Below are 19,750 nucleotides of genomic sequence, written 5' to 3' on the forward strand. Positions count from 1 at the left end.
GGAAAATAAAATAGTCTATGGATAGACACTTTTAAAGGAGGTGAATCGACGTGGAAAACTTCGATAAAGTAAAAGATATCATCGTTGACCGTTTAGGTGTTGATGCTGACAAAGTAACTGAAGATGCATCATTCAAAGATGATTTAGGCGCTGACTCACTTGATATCGCTGAATTAGTAATGGAATTAGAAGATGAATTTGGTACTGAAATTCCAGATGAAGAAGCTGAAAAAATCAACACTGTTGGTGATGCTGTTAAGTATATCAATAGTCTTGAAAAATAAAAAACCTACATCTGAGTCGTCTACAGGATGGCTCAGATTTTTTTCATAAGAATCAATCTTAGAATAGATATAATGGAGGTTCTAGTGTGACAAATCCAAAGAAAATAGCAATGGTAAATGAGTTTCGACAACAATTTTCGGAAAAAATGAAATCGCTTGGATTTGAATATTCAAATATCGAATTATATCAACAAGCATTTTCACACTCGAGTTTTATAAATGATTTCAATATGGATCGTTTAGAACACAATGAACGTTTAGAATTTTTAGGAGATGCGGTATTAGAATTGACGGTTTCACGTTATCTTTTTGATAAACACCCTGACTTACCTGAAGGGAATTTAACTAAAATGCGTGCAACAATTGTATGTGAGCCCTCACTTGTAATATTTGCAAATAAAATCGGTTTAAACCAGTTAATTTTATTAGGTAAAGGTGAAGAAAAAACGGGAGGAAGAACACGTCCATCACTCGTTTCAGATGCGTTTGAAGCATTTGTAGGCGCCTTATATCTTGACCAAGGCTTAGAAGTCGTTTGGCAATTTGCTGAGAAAGTGATATTCCCACATGTTGAAGATAATGAATTAATAGGTGTGGTAGATTTTAAAACACAATTCCAAGAATTTGTGCACAGTCAAAATAGAGGAGATGTGACATATCGCCTTATTAAAGAAGAAGGCCCAGCACATCACCGTCTATTTACGTCTGAAGTTATTTTGGAAAATGAGGCAGTCGCAACGGGACAAGGAAAAACGAAAAAAGAATCCGAACAAAAAGCAGCTGAACGTGCCTATACTAAATTAAAACAATTAGATGCCTAAATAGAATGATATTAATAATTGTCCCTTATCAACAAGAATGAGTATGAATGTATTAAGGAGAATAGAATGGTTTATTTAAAATCAATTGATGCCATTGGTTTCAAATCATTTGCTGACCACACGAATGTGCAATTCGATAAAGGTGTCACGGCAATTGTAGGACCAAATGGTAGTGGGAAAAGTAATATCACAGATGCCATTAAATGGGTACTAGGTGAACAATCAGCTAAATCCCTTCGTGGCTCTAAAATGGAAGATATTATCTTTTCAGGAGCAGAACATCGTAATGCTCAAAACTATGCAGAAGTACAACTTAATTTAGATAACTCTACCAGACAATTACAAATTGATGCTGATAATATCGTTGTGACACGCCGATTATACCGCAGTGGCGAAAGTGAATATTATTTAAATAACGATCGAGCACGCTTACGAGATATTACTGAACTATTTTTAGATTCTGGTTTAGGAAAAGAAGCATTTAGTATTATCTCTCAAGGAAGAGTAGACGAGATTTTAAATGCAAAACCTATCGATAGACGCCAAATTCTAGAAGAATCTGCGGGTGTACTCAAATATAAAAAGCGTAAAGCAGAGTCATTACAGAAACTTGGCCAAACTGAAGATAATTTATCTCGAGTAGAAGATATATTATATGATTTAGAAGGACGCGTAGAGCCACTTAAAGCTGAGGCATCGATAGCTAAAGAATACTTACAATTATCTAAAGAAATGAAACAAAGTGATGTGATTGTTACTGTACATGACATCGATCAGTATTCAGAGGATAATCGACAATTAGATAATAGATTGAATGAATTGAAAAGTCAGCAAGCTGACAAAGAAGCGAAACAAGCTCAAATCACACAATATTTACAAAAACAAAAGGCGAAACGCCAACAAATAGATACAGATGTAGAACGACTCAACTATGACTTAATTAAAGCAACAGAAGAATATGAGAAGTTTACTGGTCAACTTAATGTCTTAGAAGAAAGAAAACGCAATCAATCTGAAACTAATGCACGTTTTGAAGAAGAAATTGAAAATCTAAATGAAGAATTAAGTAATGCTGAAAAAGAAAAAGAGGAAATTACACAACAACTTGTCTCTTTAAAAGATAAACAAAAAGGCTTAAATGCAGAAATACATGACTTAGAATCTAAGCTTTATGTTTCTGATGAACAGCATGAAGAAAAACTTGAAGCCATAAAAAATGATTATTATGAATTAATGTCAGAGCAATCTGATGTTAACAATGATATTCGCTTCTTAGAACATACACTTAAAGAAAATGAAGCTAAAAAATCACGATTAGACACACGATTGGTTGAAGCTTTTAATCAATTGAAAGAAATACAAAAAGAAATTTCAATTACTGAAGAACGTCATCAAACTATTTCAAACCAATTCAAAGATGTAGAAAAACAAATTCAACAGCAAGAAAAAGCGCTCTCAGATGCAAAACAGTTACAGACTGAGTATGAAGATAAACTGTATCAAGCGTATCGCTATACTGATAAAATGAGAGCTCGAATTGAAAGTTTAGAGACGCAAGAGGAAGAATATTCTTATTTCTTTAATGGCGTTAAACATGTGTTAAAAGCAAAAGGCAATACACTACAAGGTATTCACGGTGCAGTAGCAGAAGTTATTCAAGTGCCTTCAGAACTAACACAAGCGATTGAAACGGCATTAGGTGCTTCTTTACAACATGTCATTGTTGAAACTGAAAAAGAAGGACGCCAAGCTATTCAATTCTTAAAACAAAAAGGCCTAGGAAGAGCGACGTTCTTGCCATTAAACGTAATTAAACCTCGCATGCTTTCAGCAGATATAAAAAGAACAGCGCAAAATTCCAATGGTTTCATTAATGTTGCGTCAGAAGCGGTCTCAGTAAGCAAACAGTATCAAGCTATTGTTGATAATCTTTTAGGCACAACAATCGTTGTCGATAATTTGAAAAATGCTAATGAACTTGCAAAAGCCATACAATATAAAACGCGTATTGTCACATTAGAAGGCGACATCGTTAACCCTGGTGGTTCAATGACAGGCGGTGGCGCTCGTAAGACAAAGAGTATTTTATCTCAAAAAGATGAACTGACTACGATGCGTGCTCAGTTGAAAAACTATGAAGAGCAAACTCAAGACTTCGAACATCAATTACAAACACATAAACAAAAAGTTGAAAGTTTAAGCGATAAATATATTGAGTTAAATCAACATTATAATGACTTAAAGGAACAATCACATAATGAAGCGTTAGCTTTAGATCGCTTGAAAACACAAGAAGCACATATTAAAGATGAGCATGAAGAATTTGAATTTGAAAAAAATGATGGCTACCAAAGTGAGACAAGCCGTTTAACGCTAACAGAAAAACAAAATCGATTAGTTGAAATTCAAACACAACTTACACAGCTTGAAAAAGATATTGAGCGTTATACACAACTATCTAAAGAAGATAAAGAATCAACTTCAAAAATGCAGCAACACTTAAACCAAAAACGTTCTGACCTTGCCGTAATTAAAGAACGTATAAATGCTCAAAAATCATCATTAGATCGTGCTGAAAAACAAATTAGCAATATTCAACAACAATTAACAAACGTTAATGAAAAGATTGAATTGTTTAATTCAGATGAAATGATGGGGCAACAAGCTTTTGATAAATTACAAAACAATATTCAAGAAAAACAAGCGTTACGTGAATCAGTAACTCAACAATTAGAAGAATTGAAACAACAACGTTTGTCAGTCAATGAAGACGTAGAAATTCATGAATATCAATTACAAGAATGTCATCAAGACTTATTATCAATTGAAAGCTTTTATCAAGATATTAAAGCACAACAATCTAAATTAGACGTGTTAATCAATCACGCCATTGATCATTTAAATGAGAAATATCAATTAACAGTTGAACGTGCTAGAGAAGAATATCAAGATGATACACCTATTGAAACATTACGTAAGAAAGTTAAATTGACTAAAATGTCTATCGATGAATTAGGTCCTGTTAACATTAATGCGATAGAACAATATGAAGAAATTAATGAACGCTATACGTTCTTAAACGATCAACGTAATGATTTGAGAGAAGCAAAACAAACGCTTGAACAAATTATTGAAGAAATGGACCAAGAAGTAAAAGGTCGTTTTAAAGAAACATTCGTACAAGTTCAATCGCACTTTACGACAGTGTTTCAGTCGTTATTTGGTGGCGGACATGCTAAATTAGAGTTGACAGATGATGATTATTTATCAGCTGGGGTAGATATTATTGTTCAGCCTCCAGGTAAAAAACTACAACATCTCTCATTATTAAGTGGTGGTGAACGTGCCCTAAGTGCTATTGCGTTATTATTCGCCATATTAAAAGTTCGTTCTGCGCCATTTGTTATACTAGATGAAGTAGAGGCTGCACTTGATGAAGCAAACGTCATTCGTTATGCTCAATTTTTAAAAGAATTATCAGTACAAACTCAATTTATTGTTATTACACATCGTAAAGGCACAATGGAATATTCGGATCGTTTATACGGTGTCACAATGCAAGAATCAGGGGTTTCAAAATTAGTAAGCGTCAATTTAAATACTATAGATGAGGTCATGAAGGAGGAGCAAGGATGAGTTTTTTTAAACGATTAAAAGATAAGTTTTCATCTAAATCTACTGAGGATATTGAACAAGAATTATCTGAAAGCGAAGAGGTAGAGGGTGAGTCATCATCACAACAAGATGACATGGCAGAGCCTGCCCCTAAGAAGAAACCTCGTAAGTTAAGTGAAGCAGACTTTGATGAAGATGGCTTAATTTCAATTGAAGACTTTGAAGAAATTGAAGCACAAAAAATGGGTGCGAAATTCAAAGCTGGTCTTGAAAAATCACGTCAAAACTTCCAAGAACAACTTAATAATTTAATCGCACGTTATAGAACAGTAGACGAAGATTTCTTCGAAGCATTAGAAGAAATGTTGATTACTGCAGACGTTGGATTTAACACTGTAATGCAATTAACTGACGAATTACGTACAGAAGCTCAACGTCGTAACATTAAAGAAACTGAAGATTTACGTGAAGTTATCGTTGAGAAAATTGTAGAAATTTATCACCAAGAAGACGATAATTCTGAAGCTATGAACCTTGAAGATGGACGCCTTAATGTCATTTTAATGGTAGGTGTGAACGGTGTAGGTAAAACAACTACAATCGGTAAATTAGCACACAGATATAAAATGGAAGGTAAAAAAGTTATGCTTGCTGCAGGCGATACATTCAGAGCCGGAGCTATTGAACAATTACAAGTTTGGGGCGACCGTGTCGGTGTAGAAGTTGTTAAGCAAAGTGAAGGTTCAGACCCAGCAGCGGTTGTATATGACGCAATTAATGCTGCGAAAAATAAAGGTGTCGATATTTTAATTTGTGATACAGCTGGACGTTTACAAAACAAATCTAATTTAATGCAAGAATTAGATAAAATGAAACGTGTCATTAGCCGTGCTGTACCAGACGCTCCACATGAAGCGTTATTATGTTTAGACGCTACAACTGGTCAAAACGCATTATCACAAGCGCGTTCATTCAAAGAAGTAACGAACGTCTCTGGTATCGTATTAACTAAATTAGATGGTACTGCTAAAGGTGGTATCGTGCTTGCTATCAGAAATGAACTTCATATTCCAGTTAAATACGTAGGTCTTGGTGAGAAATTAGACGACTTACAACCATTTAACCCAGAAAGTTACGTATATGGCTTATTTGCAGATATGATTGAACAAAATGAAGACATTCCTGATGAAGTTGCTGAATTAGATTTTGATAATGAGGAACATTCGAATGGGGAAAAATGATTTAGTTAAAACCTTACGAATGAATTATTTGTTTGATTTCTATCAATCATTACTTACTGAAAAACAAAGAAATTATCTTGAATTATTTTACCTAAAGGACTATTCTTTAAGTGAAATTGCAGAGACATTTAATGTGAGTAGACAGGCAGTTTATGATAATATAAGAAGAACTGGCGATTTAGTAGAAGATTATGAAGCTAAACTCAACTTATATGAAAAATTCGAACAACGCCGTACTATCTATGAAGAAATGAAACAAACGTTAAATGATCCAGATAAATTAAAACATTATATTACTCAATTAGAAGAATTGGAATAATTTTCAAAAAAGGAGGGCAATTAACATGGCATTTGAAGGATTATCCGATCGCTTGCAAGCCACGATGCAAAAAATCCGTGGTAAAGGTAAAGTCACAGAAGCGGATATTAAAACAATGATGCGTGAAGTACGTCTCGCATTACTTGAAGCCGATGTTAACTTTAAAGTAGTTAAAGACTTCGTTAAGACTGTATCTGATCGTGCTTTAGGTTCAGACGTAATGCAATCTTTAACACCAGGTCAACAAGTCATAAAAATTGTACAAGATGAATTAACACAACTAATGGGTGGAGAAAATACATCTATTACTATGGCTAATAAGCCACCAACAGTTGTAATGATGGTAGGTTTACAAGGTGCCGGTAAAACGACAACTGCTGGTAAATTAGCATTATTAATGCGTAAAAAATATAACAAAAAGCCTATGTTAGTAGCTGCCGATATTTATCGTCCAGCAGCGATTAACCAATTACAAACAGTAGGTAAACAACTTGATGTGCCTGTATATAGCGAAGGGGATCAAGTTAAGCCACAACAAATTGTTGAGAATGCCTTAAGTTATGCGAAAGAAGAACACCTTGATTTCGTCATCATCGATACAGCTGGTCGTTTACACATCGATGAAGCGTTAATGAACGAACTTCAAGAAGTTAAAGAAATTTCTAAACCAAATGAAATTATGTTAGTTGTCGATGCAATGACAGGTCAAGATGCCGTTAACGTTGCACAATCATTCGATGACCAATTAGATGTGACAGGTGTCACTTTAACTAAATTAGATGGTGACACTCGTGGTGGTGCTGCGCTATCAATTCGTTCTGTTACTCAGAAACCAATTAAATTTGTCGGTATGAGTGAGAAGATGGATGGTTTAGAACTGTTCCATCCGGAACGTATGGCTTCTCGTATTCTTGGTATGGGGGATGTTTTAAGTCTTATTGAAAAGGCTCAACAAGACGTCGACCAAGAAAAAGCAAAAGACTTAGAAAAGAAAATGCGTGAATCATCATTCACATTGGATGATTTCTTAGAACAACTAGATCAAGTTAAAAACCTAGGTCCACTTGATGACATTATGAAAATGATACCTGGTATGAATAAAATGAAAGGTATCGATAAATTAAATATGAGCGATAAACAAATCGACCATATTAAAGCGATTATCCAATCAATGACACCAAGTGAAAGAGAAAACCCAGCAAGTTTAAATGTTTCACGTAAAAAACGTATTGCTAAAGGTTCAGGTCGTTCTTTACAAGAAGTAAACCGACTAATGAAACAATTTAATGATATGAAGAAAATGATGAAACAATTCACTGGTGGCGGACGTAAAGGCAAAAAAGGTAAACGTAGCCAAATGGAAAATATGCTTAAAGGCATGAACTTACCATTTTAATAGTAATGAAAATATCGAATTCCTTATGAGTAGGAATTCGATATTTTGTGTTGAAAGGCATGGTTTATTTCATAAATCTAATAGTGGAACACCCTAGCTAAAGCTAGTACGTAATCAAATGTATATTTTTGAAAAAATTAAATAAAGGTTCGCCTGAGCTAAAGCTCATTCGCAGTGGTTGATTGGACTTGAAATAAAATATTTCAAGCGCCTAATCAACTGTACGGGGGTGACGGGGCCCCAACACAAAAACTTTCCTAAGAAAGTTTACCAACAAAGCAAGTTGGGGGACGAATTCAGAAGAATTCTATCTCACTCCCATAACCAAATCTACGATTTATTTCATAAATCTAGATTTGGTAAAGAAAAAAGTCTTTACAAAGTTTGATTGAACTGTTAATATTATTTCTTGTAGAAAATAAAAAGTAAAAGATTTAAAGGAGAGTTTTATATATGGCAGTTAAAATTCGTTTAACTCGTTTAGGTTCAAAAAGAAATCCATTCTATCGTATCGTTGTAGCTGACGCACGTGCTCCACGTGACGGTCGTATTATCGAACAAATCGGTACTTACAACCCAGCTAGCGTTAACGCACCAGAAGTTAAAATCGACGAAGAATTAGCTTTAAAATGGTTAAAAGACGGTGCTAAACCAACTGATACAGTTCACAATATCTTATCTAAACAAGGTATTTTAAAAACTTTTGACGAACAAAAGAAAGCTAAATAATTAGCGAAAGTTTTAACATTTTAAAACTTACCAAAGGCGCCCTTCGTGGCGTCTTTTTATTTAATAAAAAATCATGATACTATGTAAGAAATGAACTTAATGTATTAGGAGGGGCGCAATATGGAAGTTGAAGTGGGACAGATTGTTAACACACACGGAATTAAAGGCGAAGTGAAAGTGAAATCCAATTCAGATTTTACAGAAACACGTTTTCAGCCAGGAGAGACATTAATAGTTAAACACAATAATAATGAAATACCGTTAACCGTTACTTCTTACCGTGTACATAAAGGCTTTCACATGCTTAAATTTGAAGGTATAAATAACATTAATGATGTTGAACAGTATAAGGGAGACTATTTATATCAAGAACGTGATCATGAAGATATAGAATTACAAGAGAATGAGTTTTATTATTCAGACATCATTGGATGTACAGTGTTTGATGAAGAAGATACACCAATCGGTCGAGTAATTAACATTTTCGAAACAGGTGCGAATGATGTATGGGTAGTGAAAGGTGACAAAGAATATCTTATCCCTTATATTGCCGATGTAGTTAAAGAAGTTGATGTTGAAAATAAATCAATTCGAATTACGCCAATGGAAGGATTGTTAGACTAATGAAGATTGATTATTTAACATTATTTCCAGAAATGTTCGATGGTGTGCTTAATCATTCTATTTTAAAACGAGCGCAAGATAAAAATATTATTAATATGAATACTATTAATTTTAGAGATTATGCTGTCAATAAACATAACCAAGTAGATGATTATCCATTTGGTGGCGGTCAAGGCATGGTGTTAAAGCCGGAACCTGTATTTAATGCTATGGAAGATATTCAACGTGATGAGCATACACGTGTGATATTAATGTGTCCTCAAGGGCGTCCATTTTCACAAGAAATAGCACAAGAACTTAGCGAAGCTAAACATATTGTCTTTATCTGTGGACATTATGAAGGCTATGACGAACGTATTCGTGAGCATCTGGTTACAGACGAAATTTCAATGGGTGATTACGTCTTAACTGGAGGCGAGTTACCTGCGATGACGATGACGGATGCGATTGTGCGTCTAATTCCTGGTGTGCTAGGTAATGAGCAATCTCATCAAGATGATTCGTTCTCAGACGGTTTGTTGGAATTTCCGCAATATACGCGTCCAAGAGAATTTAAAAATATGACGGTGCCGGATGTATTATTGTCTGGTAATCATGCTAATATTGAAAAGTGGCGTCATGAACAAAAATTAATTCGTACTTATAACAAGCGTCCTGATTTATTAGAACAGTATCCACTTACTGATGAGGATAAAGAAATTTTAGAAAGCTATAAAAAGCAATTGAAAAACGATTAGTTGTATGCTAATATATATCAAGTGTGAAAAGACACTAAAAATCACTATGATCCGCTGCTATATGAATGTCGAGGCAAGAACATAGGTTGAAGGAGAGTATAAAAATGAGTAATCATAAGTTAATCGAAGCAGTAACTAAATCACAATTACGCACAGACTTACCAGCTTTCCGTACTGGTGACACTTTACGTGTACACGTACGTATCGTGGAAGGTTCACGTGAACGTATCCAAGTATTCGAAGGTGTTGTAATCAAACGCCGTGGTGGAGGAATTTCAGAAACTTTCACAGTTCGTAAAATTTCTTCAGGTGTAGGTGTGGAACGTACATTCCCATTACACACTCCAAAAATCGAAAAAATCGAAGTTAAACGTCGCGGTAAAGTACGTCGTGCTAAATTATACTACTTACGTAGTTTACGTGGTAAAGCTGCTAGAATCCAAGAAATTCGTTAATCAGCATACTGAAGATATTACAAAGGTATGGGTTAGTCACAACGTATACCTCAATAAAAAAGACTTCCAACTCATGGCTTTATGCCAGGTTGGAAGTCTTTTTTTGTGTTAATGATGTTTTGAAGATTGTTGGCCTTTACGTTTTACCCATAGGCTAAATATTACGCTACCTATGATTCCAATTACACTTAATACTATTAACGTAAATAAGTGAGGTGGTGTATACGTTAAACGAATGTGTGTATCATTTTTATTGACTGGAATTGCAGTCATGATGCCATTTGCTTTTTCAACGTTAACGTCTCTACCGTTAACCTTTGCTTTCATACCATCTGCATATACAGTTGGTAAAACAACATAACCTGAAGCACCTTTAGATTTTGTAATAGTATAACCATTTCTATTATCTTTTACTTTCACAGGCTCTAACTCTTTTGAAGCATGTTTTAAGGTATCGTAATTTTCACCATAAATACCTTTTACAGATAAGCGATAATTTCCTTTTGAAAGGTGAATATTTAACTTATCAGATGATTTCACTCTCATAGTAACTGGTGTAACAAAGCGACGATATTTATAGCTTAAAGCATTACGATTTTGAACATATTCATTCACACCTACATCATGTGCTTTATCAGGCGCCAATAATTCTACATCCATTTCTACATACATATCTTTATATTTATCTGCAACAGATTGTGGTAATGATAAAGTTACGCCACCACCATCTTTCGTTACTTTAAGATGATTTTTATTTTGCCAAGTGGCATTATTTAATGATTCTTCCGCTTCATCAAGTAAGTTGTCATTACGTTTGAATGATGTGTTTGCTTTTTTAGCGTTACCATCTAGCACGACACCTTGTAACATGGCTTGTTCACGATCTAAAGGCGATTTAAGGTCACTGGCATTGTAAATCTTATCAGTAACATGTGCAGCTGGATAATCTATCTTATTTTTAGAATGAAGTAATGTATCTTTGTCCTCAGTGATTGTCTCTGCCTTTTCAAAACCATAAGGCATGTTCAAATCATCAGGGTGACGGAAGCGGTCTTGAACGTCCCACATTGCTTCTAAATTCGCACGGTTACCTAAATAACGATAGGTACTATTCTTATCCACCGGCATATTGATTTGCATTAATTTATCATAATAGTTTAGGATACTTCCATCGAAAATGCTGGAATATAGGGATATGCCATTATAATGATAAATAAACGGTGAATTTAAAGCGTACATCGACATGTAATCAATGCGATGGAACGGATCGTTACTCGCGTCATTAATATGGTTAATCTTGTTAGCAAGCGCATTGTTATGATAACTAGGATCATGAATTGTCTTCATTGTAGTGGCATACGGATCAATCGTACGCTCTCTTGAATCATGCGTTAAAACAACTTGTTGTACGACGAAGATAAGAACGATTGCTACCAGTATGGTAGGGTGATGTAACCACTTTTTCTTCCAAATTAAGAAAGCAAGTATAATCATTAATGCTAAAGGTACGACCATCCAATGAACATAGCCCTCAGCAAAGATTAATTTAAGTATGCCGAAAATGAAGACCGGTACCGCAGCAAATAAATAATGTTTCAACGATAATTCTGATAAATGTTGGATAAATAAAGCAATCAACACACTTGTCGAGAAGGATAAGAAATAAACCCAGCGACGTTGTGGTAATGAAAAACCGTTAAATGCACTATCAAAGTATTGTGAAAGGGAACCAATTAATAAAAACCAAGTAATAATCGCAAAAATACGATAATAGTCATGTTTGTATAATTTAAACGATAATAATGCGACTAGTGCAATAATTGACACTGTGATATAAAAACCGTTTGAGAATATGTAATATTTATTTTGAGTTAAATCAGTAAATAACGAAATGTTAAATTCATTATTTTGCTGTCTATCATTATTTAAAAATGATGAGACGCCAGTGTAGAAACCTAAAATACTAGAAAGTAACGCTAAAATTGCGCCACAAGCTAGTAGATAAAACTTTTGCCAACGCGAAACGATATCGTAGCGATATGTAAAAATTAGGCGTAATAAGAAATATATGCCTAATACGATGGCTTGATAATAGCTAAAGTAAAAATTAGAAAATAAAGTTAACGCCACTGAAAATATAAATAAGCCAATTTTTCGTTGTTGGAAGAAACGTTCCATTCCCCATATTGATAATGGTAAGAAAATCAATAAATCGCCATAAAACGACCAAGTAAAGTTGTAGTATAGTATGAGCGTTGAAGCGCCATATGAGATAGTCGCTATTAATAATGGTACGGGTTTTAATTTTAACCATCTAAAACAATAGAATGCACAGATAAATGTAATAATTGTTCTGATGTATGCAACAATCAATTGGTTAAGTGGCCAAAAATCAATTTCATGGGGATTCCAATTAAATAAAGTCTCTCCAAGCCAAATAAAGATGAAATTAACCCACATAATAGGGGAAAGGGAGTAATAATAAGCAAGCCCTTTAACATAGTCGCCCCCTAAACCAAATGATTGGTCATAAAAACCTTTGAATTGAGTAAAATGCTCATATAAATAGAGCTGAAAAGGCATCATTTGTCTGAAACCATCGCCAGAACCACTAAACACAAATCCCTCTCTAATATAATCGCGTATAAATGGATAATAAATTGCTAACGACACCAAATTAGCAACGATAAAAATGAATCCAAATGTCCATAATGGTTTAGTCCAAACTTTCTTAATCAATTTATTTCCTCATCTTTCTCTTTTTTGAATTGTTAAGTCTTACAAATATGAAGCTAATCATCATACTAATTAAAGAAATGAATATCATTGTATTCCAATAAGGTGGTTGATACTTAATGGTAATCGTTTTAGCAGATGCATTTACAGGCACACCTGTCATCATGTAATTTACTTTTACTGGGTTAACGCGCTCTCCATCCACATAGGCGCGCATGCCATCGCGATAAGGTATATTGATTGAAGCCATTCCTTTATGATGTTTATCTAGATGGACTTCCACACCATTTTTAATATCTTTGTAATTACCATGATCTTTATGTCGATAAGCCTGTTTAAGCGTATCATAATTTTCTCCATTTAAATCGAGTAACTTCATATTAAATTCGCCATCTGGAGATAACATGATAGTAATATTACCGTTTTTATCAGGTTGCGTGCGGTAAAGTTGCGTATCTACACCAGTTCGGTACGTTGAATTATTGAATAGACGATGGTTCGCATAATTATTTACCGCAACCGTATAATTACTATCTGGATTGCCGCGTTTAATCATCATTGTAAGATAGAAATCATCATACTTTTCCCGTAATGAAGCAGGGAGATGTAAAGTGATGGTACCGCCTTTGCCACCCACAACTTTATATTTATGTTTGCCTAGCTTCTTGATGTTATGAGATTGCATGTCTACTTTATTAAGTAAGTCAGGCGCTTTAGCGGTGTACTTAGTCCCTTTGTTTTCCATAATGACGCCATCTAGCATCGCATGTTCTCTATCTATTGCTGTAGTTAAGCTCTTGCTATTATAAATATTGTTTGTCACTTTTACTGACGGAAGATTAAGTTTATTTTCATATATTGTGTATTGTCCGCTTGTTTTTAATTTTTGAAAATGCTCAGGCAAATTACCTTGATATTCTTTTAACATTATATAACGAATAGAGAATAAACTTGCGAGATTTTGACGACCATTGATAGATTGATAGCGACTCAATGATTCTTCAGCTAAATTAATCTTCAAGGCATCGTAATAAAAATCAAGAATATTATGATGGAAGATACTTGAATAAAGACTTAAGCCCTTGAAATGTTGATACATCGGCGTATTATCTTGCTCATTTACGCGCCAATCTATACGCTCATCTTCTTGCTTATCGTTCACCATTTCTCTGACAAGCGCGCGTTGTAAATCTGAACTATATAAACTTGAATTTACATAGAAAGTATTGGCACGATCTCGATGATCTTTAAAATAAATTTGATTATTTATAAATACAATAGATACTACAATGCTTAATAAGATAATGGATATTCCATATATATAATTCAACTTTATACGATTAGACGTATCTTTTACTAATAAAATAATTAAACCAATGAGTGACACTAGTGGGACAAGTATTAACCAAGCTACGAACTTATGATATACAATGGCACTACTAAAAATAACTATTTCAGCTATAAGATTAGGTATTATGTAAGTTTTAAGATTTAACGTACGATAATATTTTAGAAATAGACCAATCAATATTGCTGAATTGAACGCTAGTATAAAGTGCCAACGTTTTTGTGGTGCAGAAAAGCCATTAAACACTTGGTCCACAAATGGAATAAAACTACATATAATAAAAATGAATGTGAGTATCGCAAACAGTCGATAGTAATAGTGTTTATATAAGTTAAACGACAATAAAGCTTGGATTGTAATAAACAATATGACAATAAGATAGTTATCAAAGAATACATTAGTATTAATGTCTAATTTTTCAAAAGCAGGAACGTCACCTGAAAAAGGAATACGTCGATTGTTTAAAAAACTTTGTGCGCCATGAAAGAAAATAAATAAACTGTTACCAAGCGCTAATAATGCACTAGTAACTAACAATAACAGGGCTTTTCCACGTGAAATCGTATCTTTAGGATGTCTAAAGATAATACGTATTAATATGTAACCTGCACCTATTAAGCATAAATAATAAGCGAAATAGAAATTATTAATTAATAGTAGTGTGACAGTCACTATGAATAAGCCAAACTTTCGCTTCTGTAATACACGTTCAATTGACAATAGTAGAAGTGGCATCCAAATAAAAACATCACTAAAAAATGGCCAATAAACGGTAAAACGATAGTATAGAGGTGACATGACGAATAGAAAGGCCATGATTAAACTTAGCCATGTATTTTTAGAAATCCATTTACTATATAAATAGGTACAATATAGCGCAATGGCTGCTTTGATAATTGATATAATGAGTGCATCAATCATCCAAAACATTAAATCTTGAGTATGTAAGTTTATAAAAGTTTTTAATATTAATATAATAATAACGTTTAAAATAAATAATAAATTAGTAGAGAAGTAATAACTTAAGTCAGTGAAAAAGTCTCCACCTAAACCAAAATCCGTAGCATAAAATAGATTGCCATGACTCCACTTCTCAAATAAATACATTTGAATAGGAACCATTTGTTCCATACCGTCATTCGGACCAGTGAATAAAATACCGTCGTGAATGAAGCGGTAAATAATGTAGCTATGGCCAATTAAAGCAAGTGCTAAGAATAAGCATATATGTATTAGAAATTTCTTCATATTTAACCTCTAACGTATTTTAAATCATTTTCATAATTAAATTGTAGGCTATTCGTGGATAGGAATAAAGTAATTTGAGCATGCTGATAAAGTAATATAACCTCTAATAGTTCACTCATATTAAATACGAATGATAAAATGATAGAGAACATACATGATTAGTGGTGAAGGTTTTAATTTTCAAGTATAATCAAAAAGTTGAAATCGACATAAAATTAATGAAAGAAAGGTGAATGAATATGCCAATTCAATGGTATCCAGGCCATATGGCAAAAGCCAAAAGAGAGGTTACGGAACAATTAAAAAAAGTGGACGTGGTCTTTGAATTAGTAGATGCACGTATTCCATATAGTTCACGAAATCCAATGATCGACGATGTCATTAAGCAAAAACCAAGAGTGGTTATTCTAAATAAAAAAGATATGGCTAATTTAAATGAAATGCAAAAATGGGAGCGCTTCTTTGTAGATAAAGGCTATTATCCTGTAGCGGTTGATGCTAAGCACGGGAAAAATTTAAAAAACGTTGAAACAGCAGCTATTGAAGCGACGAAAGAAAAGTTTGAAAGAGAAAAAGCAAAAGGATTAAAACCACGTGCAATTCGCGCCATGATTGTAGGTATTCCGAATGTAGGTAAATCAACGCTTATTAATAAATTAGCTAGAAAGAATATCGCTCAAACAGGAAATAAACCTGGCGTTACTAAGCAACAACAATGGATTAAAGTGGGTCAATCATTACAATTATTAGATACACCAGGGATCCTTTGGCCTAAATTCGAAGATGAATTAGTAGGTAAGAAATTAAGTTTAACGGGTGCGATTAAAGATAGTATCGTGCATTTAGACGAAGTAGCGATTTATGGTTTAGAATTCTTGATTAAACACGATTTAGAAGGATTCAAACAGCATTATAAAATTGATGTGCCTGAAGATGCTGAAATGTTAGAATGGTTCGATGCTATTGGTCGCCGTCGAGGTCTATTACAACGTGGTAATGAAGTAGATTATGAAGCGGTTATTGAATTAATTATTAACGATGTTCGTAATGCTAAAATCGGCACATATTGCTTTGACTTATATGCTGAAATGAAAAGTGAGTTAAACGATGGCGCAAACAATTAAAGAAGTCAAAGAATTATTAGCCACAATCACAGATGTTGAAGAATTAGATAATCATGAACTAAATGCTGATAGTCGTAAAGGCGTGCAACAAAGTATCGCTCAACGTCGCAAACAACTTTTAAAAGAGCAAGAAATCATTCAGCATTATCAAGTTATGAATAAATATGAGAATGAATTGCTTGAAAGACATCCTGAAGCATTAATTTGTGGGATAGATGAAGTAGGGCGTGGGCCATTAGCAGGACCTGTAGTGGCTTGCGCTGTCATACTTAATCCCGGTCATCAATATTTAGGGTTAGATGATTCGAAAAAAGTCTCAGCTGTCAAACGCGAGTTGCTAAATCAACAACTCAAAGAAGGTGTAGTAGATTATGCATATGGCATAGCGAGTGCAGAAGAAATCGACCAATTAAATATTTATAATGCGACAAAAGTAGCAATGGAACGTGCCATTGCGCAATTAAAATACCAGCCTGATCACTTGTTAATTGATGCGATGACCTTAGATAATTCCGTCCCTCAAACTTCAATTATTAAAGGGGATGCTAAAAGCGTATCGATAGCGGCTGCAAGTATTATGGCTAAAGAATATCGAGATACATTAATGAAAGAAATTGCTGAAGCATATCCTGGTTATGATTTCGATAAAAATGTGGGCTATGGCACGAAAGCCCATCTTGAAGGATTAAATAAATTAGGCGTTACGCCATATCATCGCAAGAGCTTTGAACCAGTGAAATCTATGTTGTAATTATTTGAATTTTAAATTTATTGCAAAAAATGAAACAGTTTCAGTTTACAATAGCGCTTTCATTTTTTATAATTGAAAATGAACTTAACCTAAGAAACAGGAGGATGGAAGATGAATATCCACGAGTATCAAGGTAAAGAAATATTTCGTTCTATGGGCGTAGCAGTTCCAGAAGGACGCGTTGCATTCACTGCTGAAGAAGCAGTAGAAAAGGCGAAAGAATTAGACTCAGATGTTTATGTGGTAAAAGCACAAATCCACGCTGGGGGTAGAGGTAAAGCAGGTGGTGTTAAAATTGCTAAATCACTATCTGAAGTTGAAACTTACGCTAATGAATTATTAGGGAAACAATTAGTTACACACCAAACTGGTCCAGAAGGTAAAGAAGTAAAACGTTTATACATCGAACAAGGTTGCGATATTCAAAAAGAATATTATGTAGGTTTCGTTATTGACCGCGCAACTGATCGTATTACTTTAATGGCTTCTGAAGAAGGCGGTACTGAAATTGAAGAAGTAGCTGCTAAAACACCAGAAAAAATCTTTAAAGAAACAATCGACCCAGTTGTAGGTTTATCACCTTACCAAGCACGTCGTATTGCTTTCAATATTAACATTCCTAAAGAATCAGTTAATAAAGCAGCGAAATTCTTACTTTCTTTATACAATGTATTTGTAGAAAAAGATTGCTCTATCGTTGAAATTAACCCATTAGTAACAACTGGTGACGGTGACGTTTTAGCTTTAGATGCGAAACTTAACTTTGATGACAATGCTTTATTTAGACATAAAGATATTCAAGAATTACGTGATTTAGAAGAAGAAGATCCAAAAGAAATTGAAGCATCTAAATATGACTTATCATACATCGCATTAGATGGAGATATCGGTTGTATGGTTAACGGTGCTGGTTTAGCTATGGCCACAATGGATACAATTAATCATTTTGGTGGAAATCCAGCTAACTTCCTAGACGTTGGGGGCGGTGCTACTAAAGAAAAAGTTACTGAAGCATTCAAGATCATCTTAGGTGATGACAATGTTAAAGGTATCTTTGTAAATATCTTTGGTGGAATCATGAAATGTGACGTTATCGCTGAAGGTATCGTAGCAGCAGTTAAAGAAGTAGATTTAACTTTACCTTTAGTTGTACGTTTAGAAGGTACTAACGTTGAACGTGGTAAACAAATCTTAAACGATTCAGGATTAGCAATCGAACCAGCAGCTACAATGGCTGAAGGCGCACAAAAAATTGTTAAACTTGTTAAAGAAGCGTAAGGAAAGGATGGGAACACTAAGATGAGTGTATTTATAGATAAGAATACTAAAGTAATGGTACAAGGTATTACAGGGTCTACTGCCCTTTTCCATACAAAACAAATGCTTGATTATGGCACACAAATCGTTGCTGGTGTAACACCAGGTAAAGGCGGACAAGTCGTTGAAGGCGTGCCAGTATACAATACAGTAGCAGAAGCTAAAGAAGAAACAGGGGCAAATGTATCAGTTGTTTATGTTCCAGCACCATTTGCTGCAGATTCTATTTTAGAAGCGGCTGATGCAGATTTAGATATGGTTATTTGTATTACTGAACATATTCCAGTTATCGACATGATCAAAGTTAAACGATACTTAGAAGGTAGAAAAACACGTTTAGTAGGACCAAACTGCCCAGGTGTTATCACTGCTGATGAATGTAAAATCGGTATCATGCCTGGATATATCCATAAAAAAGGTCATGTAGGCGTAGTTTCACGTTCTGGTACATTAACTTATGAAGCTGTACATCAATTAACTGAAGAAGGCATTGGTCAAACTACAGCTGTAGGTATCGGTGGCGACCCAGTTAACGGTACAAACTTCATCGATGTTCTTAAAGCATTCAATGAAGATGAAGAAACTAAAGCAGTTGTAATGATCGGTGAAATCGGTGGTACAGCTGAAGAAGAAGCAGCTGAATGGATTAAAGCTAACATGAAGAAACCAGTAGTAGGTTTCATTGGTGGGCAAACTGCTCCTCCAGGTAAACGTATGGGCCACGCTGGTGCGATCATTTCTGGTGGTAAAGGTACTGCAGATGAAAAAATTAAAACATTAAACGATTGTGGTGTTAAAACTGCAGATACACCTTCAGAAATTGGTACAACTTTAATCGAAGCAGCTAAAGAAGCTGGCATTTATGAAGAATTATTAACAGTAAAATAATTTGATATCATCTCAAATTTGATAGCCTAGATTCCAAATTGGTGGAGTCTAGGCTTTTTTGCGTTGGAATCAGGCTTTAAATCATATATTTTATATATTATAATTTTTTTATTGTAT

Annotated in this window: 16 protein-coding genes; 14 read left to right on the forward strand and 2 right to left on the reverse strand. The window is 34.3% G+C overall.

Features of this window, described 5'->3' with window-relative positions; genetic code table 11:
- Nucleotides 1-50 precede the first annotated feature (50 nt).
- The 10 genes from CD127_RS03600 (at nucleotide 51) to rplS (ending at nucleotide 10,221) form a co-directional block, all read left to right on the forward strand.
- Complete coding sequence (locus tag CD127_RS03600; RefSeq protein WP_001830184.1) at nucleotides 51-284, forward strand: acyl carrier protein; 234 nt, start codon at nucleotides 51-53, stop codon at nucleotides 282-284.
- A 110-nt stretch (nucleotides 285-394) separates the two neighbouring features.
- Nucleotides 395-1,105 carry a ribonuclease III gene (gene rnc, locus CD127_RS03605; RefSeq protein ID WP_221270256.1) on the forward strand — a complete coding sequence of 237 codons (711 nt, stop codon included), beginning with the start codon at nucleotides 395-397 and terminating at the stop codon, nucleotides 1,103-1,105.
- A 66-nt stretch (nucleotides 1,106-1,171) separates the two neighbouring features.
- Entirely contained in the window at nucleotides 1,172-4,741 is a 3,570-nt protein-coding gene (smc, locus tag CD127_RS03610; RefSeq protein WP_103365805.1) for a chromosome segregation protein SMC, read from the forward strand.
- The gene (gene ftsY, locus CD127_RS03615) at nucleotides 4,738-5,961 is read left to right on the forward strand and encodes a signal recognition particle-docking protein FtsY (protein ID WP_103297867.1); all 1,224 of its coding nucleotides are present in this window, start codon (nucleotides 4,738-4,740) and stop codon (nucleotides 5,959-5,961) included. Before smc ends, ftsY begins: the two co-directional genes overlap by 4 nt.
- Complete coding sequence (locus CD127_RS03620; RefSeq protein WP_103297866.1) at nucleotides 5,948-6,280, forward strand: putative DNA-binding protein; 333 nt, start codon at nucleotides 5,948-5,950, stop codon at nucleotides 6,278-6,280. Before ftsY ends, CD127_RS03620 begins: the two co-directional genes overlap by 14 nt.
- 25 nt (nucleotides 6,281-6,305) lie before the next feature.
- A complete protein-coding gene (gene ffh, locus CD127_RS03625) occupies nucleotides 6,306-7,676 on the forward strand; it encodes a signal recognition particle protein (protein WP_103297865.1) in 1,371 nt (456 codons plus the stop codon).
- A gap of 453 nt (nucleotides 7,677-8,129) precedes the next feature.
- Nucleotides 8,130-8,405, forward strand: a complete 276-nt coding sequence (gene rpsP, locus CD127_RS03630) for a 30S ribosomal protein S16 (protein WP_103297864.1) — start codon at nucleotides 8,130-8,132, stop codon at nucleotides 8,403-8,405.
- A gap of 120 nt (nucleotides 8,406-8,525) precedes the next feature.
- Nucleotides 8,526-9,029, forward strand: coding sequence for a ribosome maturation factor RimM (gene rimM, locus CD127_RS03635; RefSeq protein WP_103365806.1), 504 nt, complete (start codon nucleotides 8,526-8,528; stop codon nucleotides 9,027-9,029).
- Nucleotides 9,029-9,766, forward strand: coding sequence for a tRNA (guanosine(37)-N1)-methyltransferase TrmD (gene trmD / locus CD127_RS03640; RefSeq protein ID WP_103365807.1), 738 nt, complete (start codon nucleotides 9,029-9,031; stop codon nucleotides 9,764-9,766). Before rimM ends, trmD begins: the two co-directional genes overlap by 1 nt.
- 104 nt (nucleotides 9,767-9,870) lie before the next feature.
- On the forward strand, nucleotides 9,871-10,221 hold the full coding sequence (rplS, locus tag CD127_RS03645) for a 50S ribosomal protein L19 (RefSeq protein WP_103297861.1): 351 nt from the start codon (nucleotides 9,871-9,873) through the stop codon (nucleotides 10,219-10,221).
- A 108-nt stretch (nucleotides 10,222-10,329) separates the two neighbouring features.
- On the opposite strand, the gene CD127_RS03650 is transcribed toward rplS, so the two are convergent.
- Both CD127_RS03650 and CD127_RS03655 read right to left on the reverse strand, forming a co-directional pair.
- Entirely contained in the window at nucleotides 10,330-12,960 is a 2,631-nt protein-coding gene (locus CD127_RS03650; RefSeq protein ID WP_103365808.1) for a YfhO family protein, read from the reverse strand.
- 1 nt (nucleotide 12,961) lies between these two features.
- Nucleotides 12,962-15,553: a YfhO family protein gene (locus tag CD127_RS03655; protein ID WP_103365809.1), complete on the reverse strand. Its 2,592-nt coding sequence runs from the start codon at nucleotides 15,551-15,553 to the stop codon at nucleotides 12,962-12,964.
- A 239-nt stretch (nucleotides 15,554-15,792) separates the two neighbouring features.
- On the opposite strand from CD127_RS03655, the gene ylqF reads away from it, so the two are divergent.
- The 4 genes from ylqF to sucD all read left to right on the forward strand — a co-directional run bounded on the left by ylqF (nucleotide 15,793) and on the right by sucD (nucleotide 19,633).
- A complete protein-coding gene (gene ylqF / locus CD127_RS03660) occupies nucleotides 15,793-16,677 on the forward strand; it encodes a ribosome biogenesis GTPase YlqF (RefSeq protein WP_103297858.1) in 885 nt (294 codons plus the stop codon).
- Nucleotides 16,661-17,428: a ribonuclease HII gene (locus CD127_RS03665; RefSeq protein ID WP_103365810.1), complete on the forward strand. Its 768-nt coding sequence runs from the start codon at nucleotides 16,661-16,663 to the stop codon at nucleotides 17,426-17,428. The genes ylqF and CD127_RS03665 overlap by 17 nt, the downstream gene beginning before the upstream one ends.
- Nucleotides 17,429-17,539: 111 nt before the next feature.
- Nucleotides 17,540-18,706 carry an ADP-forming succinate--CoA ligase subunit beta gene (gene sucC / locus CD127_RS03670; RefSeq protein WP_103297856.1) on the forward strand — a complete coding sequence of 389 codons (1,167 nt, stop codon included), beginning with the start codon at nucleotides 17,540-17,542 and terminating at the stop codon, nucleotides 18,704-18,706.
- Nucleotides 18,707-18,727: 21 nt separating this feature from the next.
- Complete coding sequence (gene sucD / locus CD127_RS03675) at nucleotides 18,728-19,633, forward strand: succinate--CoA ligase subunit alpha (RefSeq protein ID WP_103297855.1); 906 nt, start codon at nucleotides 18,728-18,730, stop codon at nucleotides 19,631-19,633.
- The last annotated feature ends 117 nt before the right edge of the window (nucleotides 19,634-19,750 follow it).

This window comes from Staphylococcus petrasii, assembly GCF_002902565.1.
Lineage (GTDB): Bacteria > Bacillota > Bacilli > Staphylococcales > Staphylococcaceae > Staphylococcus > Staphylococcus petrasii.

Excerpts from the sequence above, each read along its gene's own strand:
- rnc (WP_221270256.1), top strand. The coding sequence starts at position 395 with ATGGTAAATGAGTTTCGACAACAATTTTCGGAAAAAATGAAATCGCTT.
- smc (WP_103365805.1), top strand. The coding sequence starts at position 1,172 with ATGGTTTATTTAAAATCAATTGATGCCATTGGTTTCAAATCATTTGCT.
- ftsY (WP_103297867.1), top strand. The coding sequence starts at position 4,738 with ATGAGTTTTTTTAAACGATTAAAAGATAAGTTTTCATCTAAATCTACT.
- CD127_RS03620 (WP_103297866.1), top strand. The coding sequence starts at position 5,948 with ATGGGGAAAAATGATTTAGTTAAAACCTTACGAATGAATTATTTGTTT.
- ffh (WP_103297865.1), top strand. The coding sequence starts at position 6,306 with ATGGCATTTGAAGGATTATCCGATCGCTTGCAAGCCACGATGCAAAAA.
- rpsP (WP_103297864.1), top strand. The coding sequence starts at position 8,130 with ATGGCAGTTAAAATTCGTTTAACTCGTTTAGGTTCAAAAAGAAATCCA.
- rimM (WP_103365806.1), top strand. The coding sequence starts at position 8,526 with ATGGAAGTTGAAGTGGGACAGATTGTTAACACACACGGAATTAAAGGC.
- trmD (WP_103365807.1), top strand. The coding sequence starts at position 9,029 with ATGAAGATTGATTATTTAACATTATTTCCAGAAATGTTCGATGGTGTG.
- rplS (WP_103297861.1), top strand. The coding sequence starts at position 9,871 with ATGAGTAATCATAAGTTAATCGAAGCAGTAACTAAATCACAATTACGC.
- CD127_RS03655 (WP_103365809.1), bottom strand. The coding sequence starts at position 15,553 with ATGAAGAAATTTCTAATACATATATGCTTATTCTTAGCACTTGCTTTA.
- ylqF (WP_103297858.1), top strand. The coding sequence starts at position 15,793 with ATGCCAATTCAATGGTATCCAGGCCATATGGCAAAAGCCAAAAGAGAG.
- CD127_RS03665 (WP_103365810.1), top strand. The coding sequence starts at position 16,661 with ATGGCGCAAACAATTAAAGAAGTCAAAGAATTATTAGCCACAATCACA.
- sucC (WP_103297856.1), top strand. The coding sequence starts at position 17,540 with ATGAATATCCACGAGTATCAAGGTAAAGAAATATTTCGTTCTATGGGC.
- sucD (WP_103297855.1), top strand. The coding sequence starts at position 18,728 with ATGAGTGTATTTATAGATAAGAATACTAAAGTAATGGTACAAGGTATT.